The 7881-nt window shown below is 61.2% G+C and carries 6 protein-coding genes; all 6 read left to right on the plus strand.

Features of this window, described 5'->3' with window-relative positions; genetic code table 11:
* A partial coding sequence (locus tag RTK32_RS15765) for an alpha/beta hydrolase-fold protein (protein WP_312045617.1) occupies positions 1–463 on the plus strand: 463 nt, incomplete at its 5' end.
* The gene (locus RTK32_RS15770) at positions 450–659 is read left to right on the plus strand and encodes an MbtH family NRPS accessory protein (protein ID WP_312045619.1); all 210 of its coding nucleotides are present in this window, start codon (positions 450–452) and stop codon (positions 657–659) included. The genes RTK32_RS15765 and RTK32_RS15770, both read left to right, overlap by 14 nt.
* A gap of 35 nt (positions 660–694) precedes the next feature.
* Entirely contained in the window at positions 695–4582 is a 3888-nt protein-coding gene (locus RTK32_RS15775) for an enterobactin synthase subunit F (RefSeq protein WP_312045627.1), read from the plus strand.
* Entirely contained in the window at positions 4579–5832 is a 1254-nt protein-coding gene (entS, locus tag RTK32_RS15780) for an enterobactin transporter EntS (protein ID WP_312045621.1), read from the plus strand. The genes RTK32_RS15775 and entS overlap by 4 nt, the downstream gene beginning before the upstream one ends.
* A gap of 223 nt (positions 5833–6055) precedes the next feature.
* Positions 6056–7222, plus strand: coding sequence for an isochorismate synthase (locus RTK32_RS15785; RefSeq protein WP_312045623.1), 1167 nt, complete (start codon positions 6056–6058; stop codon positions 7220–7222).
* Positions 7223–7231: 9 nt separating this feature from the next.
* The coding region (locus RTK32_RS15790) for an AMP-binding protein (RefSeq protein ID WP_312045625.1) at positions 7232–7881 on the plus strand (650 nt) is incomplete at its 3' end.

Genomic DNA, 7881 nt, shown 5'->3' on the forward strand with positions numbered 1-7881 from the left:
ACAGGAAGAGCTGTTGCCGCTGCTTGCTCAACACACGCGCTGGCGTGACGATCCGGCGACTACCGTGGTGGCCGGGCAGAGCTTCGGCGGCCTTTCCGCGCTTTATGCCGCGCTGCACTGGCCGCAACGTTTCGGCTGCGCGCTAAGCCAATCCGGTTCCTTCTGGTGGCCGCATCGCCAGCGGACGGGCGAGGATGGCTGGCTGGTGGAACAGCTGCTGCAGGGGCGTCTCAGCGCCGCGCCGCTGCGTATCTGGCTGGAGGCTGGCCTGCGCGAACCCATCGTTTTGCAGGCCAACCAACGCATCTACCCTTTGCTACAAAGGACCTGCCCAACCCTGCACTATCGTCTTGTTGATGGCGGCCACGACGCGCTGTGCTGGCGGGGCGGGCTGATTAACGGGCTGACCACGCTGTGGCAGTCGTCGGCGGCTAAACCCGGAGTTTTTGATGGAACAGACTAATCCTTTCGATTGCCCTGAGGGCCCCTTTTTCGTCCTGCAAAATTCACTGGGTTACAGCCTCTGGCCCGCCCACTGCGCCCGGCCTGCAGGCTGGCAGCCGGTCTATGGTCCGGCCACGCAGCAGGCCTGCCACGACTGGCTGGCGTGTTGGCAAACGCTGACGCCAGCCCACTTTGTGACAGGAGCTAACGCGTGAAAAGTCTGAACGAGGCACTTAACGTGCAGCAGCAAATGATGCCGCTGGTGGCGGCGCAGTCCGGCATTTGGATGGCGGAGCAGCTTTCGCCGCAGGTCAACGCCTGGAGCGTGGCGCACTATGTGGAGCTGAATGGCGAGCTGAACGAGCCGCTGCTATGTCAGGCCGTGGTGCGCGGAATGAATGAGGCGGATACGCTGCGCATGCGCTTTACCGAACGCGACGGCGTACCGATGCAGTGGGTGGATACTGCCGCTGATTTTACCTTGCCCGAGTGTATCGACCTGCGCCAGCATCCCGATCCCGTAGCGGCGGCACTGGCGCGTATGCAGCAGGATCTCAGTCAGGATTTACGCATCAGCAGCGGCAGTCCGATTTACTGCCATCTTCTTTTTCGCCTGAGCGAAAAGCGCTGGTACTGGTATCAACGCTTTCATCACCTGGCGGTGGACGGCTTCAGTTTTACCGCCATCACCCGGCGTATCGCAGAGATCTACACCGCTCTGCAGGCTGACAGCGAGCCAAAACCTTCGCCTTTCGTTTCTTTCAGTGAAGTCGTTGAAGAGTACGATCGCTACAACGCCTCGAGCACTCGCCAGCGTGACGCTGCGTTCTGGAAAGAGCAGGTTAGCCAGCTGCCCATGCCCGCCAGCCTGTCACCGCTGCCGCTGAACGGGCAGAGCGCCACCACGCATCTTATTCGTCAGCATGTGCAGCTGAACCGTGAAGACTTCCACGAGCTGCAGGCGCAAAGCCAGCTCGGCGCGGCAGAATTGGCGCTGGCATTGGTTGCGGTATGGCTGGGGCGCCTTAGCGCGCGAGCGGAGTACAGTGCTGGCTTTATCTTTATGCGTCGCCTGGGATCGGCCGCGCTGAGTGCCACCGGGCCCGTGCTTAACGTGCTGCCGGTGGCAATACGGCTCGATCCCCTGGCCACGCTCCCGCAGCTGGCGGAAAGGCTACAGCAGCAGCTAAAAAAAGTGCGTCGTCATCAGCGCTACGATGCAGAACAAATTCAACGGGATACCGGCCGGCCGGGCGAGACGTTATTTGGTCCGGTCATCAACCTGAAAATGTTCGACTACCGTCTGGATTTTGCCGGTACCGAAGGCACGACTCATCAGTTGGCATCCGGCCCGGTACGCGATCTGGAAATCGCGCTTTACCCGGATGAACAGGGCAACGTCTCGCTGGAGATCCTGGCTAATGCAGAACGTTATGAGGCGGAAACGCTGCGCACGCATCTCGATCGCCTGCCGCTGTTGCTTAGCCAGTTCGCGTATCATCCGACGATAAGCTGTGCGCAGGTGGAATTGCTGCATCCGCAGGAGAAAAAACGGCTGCGTCACATTAATGATACGGCGGTAGAAGTGCCGCAAACCACGCTGAGCAGCCTGATTAAAGCCCAGGCGCAGCGGACGCCAGATGGAGCCGCGCTGGCCGACGAACGGCATAACTTCACCTACCGTGAAATGCGTCAGCAGGTAACGGCGCTGGCGGCAGAACTGCAAAAGCGCGGCGTAAAGGTGGGTGATATCGTGGCCGTGGCGTTACCTCGCTCGGTGTTTCTGTCGCTTTCCCTGCAGGCTATTGTCGAACTGGGCGCTGCCTGGCTTCCGCTGGATACCGGTTATCCCACCGATCGGCTGTGTATGATGCTGGAAGAGGCTAACCCGCGCCTGCTTATTACCACTAAAACGCAGACGGACCGCTTTGCGCAGCTCGAAAACCTACAAACTTTTTGCTATCACGACCCGCTACCCACAGCCGATCTTCCGGCCTGTCAGGATTTATCGCGCCCGCACCATACAGCCTATGTTATCTACACTTCCGGTTCTACCGGGCGGCCAAAAGGGGTGATGGTCGGCCAACAGGCCATTGTGAACCGCCTGTTGTGGATGCAGAACCACTATCCGCTGACCCGCGATGACGTGGTGCTGCAAAAAACGCCGTGCAGTTTTGACGTCTCGGTCTGGGAGTTTTTCTGGCCATTTTTGACCGGCGCACAGCTGGTGATGGCCCCGCCGGAAGCGCACCGCGACCCGCAGGCGCTGCAGGCATTGTTTCGGCGTTACGGTGTCACAACCACGCATTTCGTCCCGTCCATGCTGGCAGCTTTCGTTACTGAGCTGCACGATGACCAGGCCGTGACCCACTGCGCCTCTTTGCGGCAAGTATTTTGTAGTGGAGAAGCATTGCCGACCGAGCTTTGCCGCCAGTGGCAAAATAAAACGGCGGTGCCGCTGCACAATCTTTATGGGCCGACCGAAGCCGCAGTGGATGTCAGCTGGTATCCGGCGTTCGGCGAAGCGCTGGCAAACGTGACGGGCGCAAGCGTGCCGATTGGCTATCCGGTATGGAACACCGGCCTGCGCATTCTGGACAGCAATATGCAGCCGGTGCCGCCAGGGGTCGCGGGCGATCTCTATCTGACGGGCGTACAGCTGGCGCAGGGCTATCTGGCGCGAGCCGACCTGACCGCCAGCCGCTTTATTGCCGATCCTGAAGGTGACGGCACAAGAATGTACCGCACCGGCGACGTGGCACGCTGGCTTGAGAACGGCGCAGTAGAATATCTGGGTCGCAGTGACGATCAACTGAAGATCCGCGGACAGAGGATCGAGCTGGGCGAGATCGATCGGGCGCTGCTGTCGCTGGATAATGTGGCACAGGCAGTCACCCACGCCTGCGTTCTCGGCAGCGCCAGCGCGAGCGGCGGCGATCAAAGACAGCTGGTTGGCTACGTCGTGGCCGTCTCTGGCGAACTGGATACGACCGGGCTACGCGAGCAGCTGAGCGATCTTCTGCCCGCGCACATGGTGCCGGTGGTACTGGTGCAGCTGGAGGCCTTCCCGTTAAGCGCCAACGGCAAGCTGGATCGCAAGGCGCTGCCGCTGGTGCAGCTGGCTCATGCCGCAGGCCGTGTTCCAGAGGGCAGGGTGGAAACCGAGGTCGCCGCAGCTTTTGCTCGTCTGCTGGAGTGTGAGATCCGCTCGGTTAACGATGACTTTTTTGCCCTCGGCGGCCATTCGCTGCTGGCGATGCGGCTGGCGGTCGATCTGCGTCGACGTCTTAACCGGCCGGTCACGCCGGGGCTGGTTATGGTGGCCTCGACCGTCGGCGCGCTGGCAGAAAAGCTGACGCAGCAGAGCGAAGAAGAGGCGGGTCGCGCGGGCATGGAAACTATCCTGCCGCTGCGCCGTTCGCACGGGCCAGCGCTATTTTGCTTTCATCCGGCTTCCGGTTTCGCCTGGCAGTTCAGCATTCTGCAACGTTACCTGGATGTGCGCTGGTCGCTGATCGGCATTCAGTCGCCGCGCCCGCACGGGCCGATGCAGCAGGCGGAAACGCTTGAGGAGGTATGCGAGCAGCATCTGGCTACGCTGCGCGGACAGCAGCCGCATGGCCCTTATTATCTGCTGGGCTATTCACTGGGCGGCACGCTGGCGCACGCTATCGCGGCGCGCCTGCAGGCAGAGGGCGAAAAAGTCGCTTTCCTGGGGCTGCTGGATACCTGGCCGCCGGAAACGCAAAACTGGTCGCAGGATCAGCCGCAGGATGCCGAAGTGCTGGCGGAAATCGCTCGCGAGCGTGAAGCGTTTATGGCTGCGCAGGCGTCGCTCCGCGACTCGCTGGCGGCCTCGGCCAGCCAGGCGCTGTTTGGTGCTATCGAAGGCAATTATGGTGATGCAGTCAGGCTGCTGGCGACCGCGAAAAGCCGACGCTTCGCCGGTGCAGCCACGCTGTTTGTTGCGCAGAAAACCCTGAAACCGGGACAGGATGTGCAAACCGCCTGGGCGCCGTGGCTGGACTCGCTGCAAACCTGGCCGGTGGAATGTGCGCACGTGGATATCATTTCGGCAGAGGCGTTTACCCATATCGGCCCGCGCCTTAATCACCTGCTGGATCGGGCAACCCGATGAAGAAAAAGACTTTTATGCTCAGTCTCAGCCTGCTGAAGACGCATCCCGATTTTCGGGCGGTGTTTATCGCCCGGTTTATCTCTATTCTGGCGCTGGGCCTGCTTGGCGTTGGCGTACCGGTACAGATTCAGCAGCTGACCGGCTCTGCCTGGCAGGTAAGCCTGGCGGTCACGCTGACCGGAGCCGCGCTGTTTACCGGCCTGATGCTGGGCGGCATGCTGGCGGATCGCCACGAGCGGCGGCGGCTGATCCTGTTTGCGCGATCGACCTGCGGTTTGGGGTTTATCGGGCTGTGCCTTAATGCCGCCATGCCGTCACCTTCCCTGACGGCGATCTACCTGCTGGGCATCTGGGACGGTTTTTTTGGCGCCATAGGCGTGACGGCGCTACTTGCCGCCACGCCCGCGCTGGTGGGCCGAGAGAACCTGATGCAGGCTGGCGCGATCACCATGCTGACGGTCAGGCTTGGCGCGGTGATTTCGCCGATGGCAGGCGGCGCGCTGCTCGCTTCCGGCGGCGTTTTCTGGCACTTCGCGCTGGCGGCCGGGGGCACTTTTCTCACCCTGATCCCGCTGCTGCGCCTGCCGACGTTACCACCTCCGCCGCAGTCGCATGCGAGGCCGCTACACGCCCTGATCGAGGGCTTTACCTTTCTGCTCGGCCATCGGCTGATCGGCGGTGTGGCGCTGGTGGGCGCACTGTTGACGATGGCTACCGCAGTACGCGTGCTTTATCCGGCGCTGGCCGTTCACTGGCATATGGGCGCGCAGCAGCTTGGCTTTCTCTATGCGGCCGTGCCGCTCGGGGCGGCGACAGGGGCATTGACCAGCGGCAACCTGGCACGGCATCCGCGTCCGGGGCAGGTCATGCTTTTCTCGGCCGTCGCCGCCCTGGCGGCGGCAGGGCTGTGCGGCCTGATGCCTTACTGGCAAGCGGGTATCCTTTGTCTGATTCTGTTCGGCTACCTCAGCGCTCTGAGCGCGCTGCTGCAATATACGCTGATTCAGATGCTGACGCCGCAGGCCATGCTGGGACGGATCAACAGCCTGTGGACGGCACAAAATGTGATGGGGGATTCGCTGGGCGCACTGCTGCTGGGAGCCATGACCACGGTGATGCTGCCTGCTGCTGCCGCGGCCAGCAGCGGACTGGGCCTGGCCATCGTCAGCCTGGCGCTTGCTGCTGCTTTTACTTCTCTACGACGCTATCGGCCCTTGTCTGCTTCATCAGGGGAAAACGTCACTGAATAACGTCCCAGTCCCTTAACGTCATCAGCCTGCCTTAGCGGCAGGCTGGTCTGCTAAAAAAATCTCCTTAACGACGCGAACATTGCGCCGGGTCGCGGCGTGCGCATTATCCGGGTTTTACACTGCGAAATGCTTTGACGTTACCGATAATTTACCTGAATTTACGCGTTGATAATGCAAATGATAATCATTATTATGCGCTTTATCATTTTAGCAGGAGACCGTTATGGAGATGCCTTGCACGGGGGCCGTTAACCCATCGCTTTCTCTCTTATCCGAGAGTTTTTTCTTCGCCTCGCCGTGGAAAAGCTTTATCACCAGGGGGCGCTTTGCTGAAATCACCTGCCCGGCCGCCGACGGCGACAGTTTGCAGGGGGTTTTCCAGCAACAGGTGCGCAACGCTTTTACGGCGGCCAGGGCAAAAGGGATCCAGCATCCGGTAATGGTTGGCGCGATCCCCTTTGATACGCGGCAGCCTTCCGCGCTGTTTATTCCTGAACACCATGAGACGTTCTCGCATCAGCGCCTGCTGCAGGCGGCTCCCGGCGTCGATCCGATCGTTACCGCCCGCCAGAACATTCCTGAACAGGCGGAGTTTATGGCGATGGTCGCACGAGCGGCGGAAGCGACCGCTCAGCCCGGTCTGGATAAGGTCGTGCTCTCGCGTCTGATCGATATCACTACCGCCGAGCCGGTGCAGGCCACGGCGTTAATGGACCGTCTGATTGCGCTCAATCCTGGCAGCTATCACTTCCACGTGCCGTTGACCGACGGCAGTACGCTGCTGGGCGCCAGCCCCGAGCTACTGCTGCGTAAGTCAGGTGAAACCTACTCTTCGCTGCCGCTGGCAGGCTCTGCGAGACGCGATCACAGCGACAAAACGCGCGATCTGGCGGTGGGCGAGCAGCTCATGTATTCGCAAAAAGATCGCTATGAACATCGCCTGGTCACCCGCGCCATGTATGACGTGCTGAAAACGCGCAGCCGCTATCTGGCCGTGCCGGACAAACCAGAGCTGGTGACAACCTCTACCCTGTGGCATCTGGCGACGGCGATTGAAGGCATGGCCGCTTCGGCAGAAGAAACGGCGCTGTCGCTGGCCTGCCTGCTTCATCCCACGCCTGCGCTGAGCGGCTATCCGCATGTCACCGCGCGCGAGTGGATTGAAAAGCTGGAGCCGTTTGAGCGCGGGCTGTTCGGCGGCATCGTTGGCTGGTGCGACGACGAAGGCAACGGCGAATGGGTGGTGACCATCCGCTGCGGCACGCTGGCCGGAAAAAACATTCGCCTGTTCGCCGGTGCGGGCATTGTCCCGGCCTCGTCTCCAGCGTCGGAATGGCACGAAACCGGCGTCAAGCTCAGCACCATGCTGCACGTTTTTGGACTGCAATAAGGCTATTTTATGACGATTTCCTATACCCGCTGGCCCGATGATTTCGCTGCCCGCTACCGTGAAAAAGGGTACTGGCTGGATCTGCCCCTGACGGATATATTGACTCGCCACGCTGATAACCCCGCAACGGCGCTGATTGAGGGCGACCGTGAGTACAGCTATCAGCAGCTGGAGCGCGCCAGCACCCGCCTGGCCGCAGCTTTACAGCGTCGCGGCCTGAAGGGCGGCGACACCGCGCTGGTGCAGTTGGGCAACGTGGCTGAATTCTATATCACCCTGTTTGCGCTGCTAAAAATCGGCGTAGCGCCGGTCAACGCGCTGTTCAGCCATCAGCGCCAGGAGCTGGACGCCTACGTCCGGCAGATTGACCCCGTTCTGCTGATCGCCGATCGCCAGCACGCGCTGTTTGCGACCGATGACTATCTGCGACCGCTGCGCCAGCGTTGTTCGTCGCTGCGTGAGGTCGTCCTGCGCAATGCCCGTGAAGACGATACCTCACTGGCAGCCTTGATCGACGAGGCGGAAGGCGAGTTTGTCGCGGCGCCTTCTGCCGCTGACGAAGTGGCGTTTTTCCAGCTCTCCGGTGGCAGCACCGGCACGCCCAAGCTGATCCCGCGTACGCATAATGACTACTACTACAACATTCGCCGCAGTGCAGA

The sequence above is a fragment of the Erwinia sp. genome (genome assembly GCF_031978025.1).
GTDB lineage: Bacteria > Pseudomonadota > Gammaproteobacteria > Enterobacterales > Enterobacteriaceae > Erwinia.

Excerpts from the sequence above, each read along its gene's own strand:
- RTK32_RS15770 (WP_312045619.1), top strand. The coding sequence starts at position 450 with ATGGAACAGACTAATCCTTTCGATTGCCCTGAGGGCCCCTTTTTCGTC.
- RTK32_RS15775 (WP_312045627.1), top strand. The coding sequence starts at position 695 with ATGATGCCGCTGGTGGCGGCGCAGTCCGGCATTTGGATGGCGGAGCAG.
- entS (WP_312045621.1), top strand. The coding sequence starts at position 4,579 with ATGAAGAAAAAGACTTTTATGCTCAGTCTCAGCCTGCTGAAGACGCAT.
- RTK32_RS15785 (WP_312045623.1), top strand. The coding sequence starts at position 6,056 with ATGGAGATGCCTTGCACGGGGGCCGTTAACCCATCGCTTTCTCTCTTA.